The following is a 441-nucleotide window of genomic DNA, read 5'->3' on the forward strand; positions in this document are numbered from 1 at the left end:
GGCTGTCAGTATACCGGGCAAAGAGACTCAAACGGTAGAAGGATCAGTAGAAGGCTTCATCGCCGAAGAACCGATCGGCGAAAACGGCTTCGGATACGACCCGATTTTCATCGTCAAAGACAAAGACCAGACGATGGCCGAGTTATCACCAGAGGAGAAAAACAAGATCAGCCATCGAGCGGTTGCGCTTCAAAAGCTTTCATCACTGCTAGACGCAAATGAATAAGGGGGAATGAAGCCATGAAGATACTCATCATTAGTGACAGTCATGGACTCACAGACGAACTTCAAACCATTGCCCAACGGCATGCGGCTGAAGTGGACATGATGATTCACTGCGGAGATTCAGAACTCGAAACGAACCACCCAGCACTCGAAGGATACAAAGTCGTCAAAGGAAATTGTGACTTTATGGGCGATTTTGAAGAAGAGCTCCTGCTC

Annotated in this window: 2 protein-coding genes; both read left to right on the forward strand. The window is 48.1% G+C overall.

All coding sequences use genetic code 11. From position 1 onward, the window contains the following. Positions 1-226: non-canonical purine NTP pyrophosphatase (locus tag KH400_RS21155; protein WP_281418765.1), on the forward strand; the 226-nt coding region annotated here is incomplete at its 5' end. 14 nt (positions 227-240) lie between these two features. Then, positions 241-441, forward strand: a 201-nt coding sequence (locus KH400_RS21160; RefSeq protein WP_217228021.1) for a metallophosphoesterase family protein, incomplete at its 3' end; no start/stop codon positions are given.

Origin of the sequence: Desertibacillus haloalkaliphilus (assembly GCF_019039105.1) — a bacterium.
GTDB lineage: Bacteria > Bacillota > Bacilli > Bacillales > KJ1-10-99 > Desertibacillus > Desertibacillus haloalkaliphilus.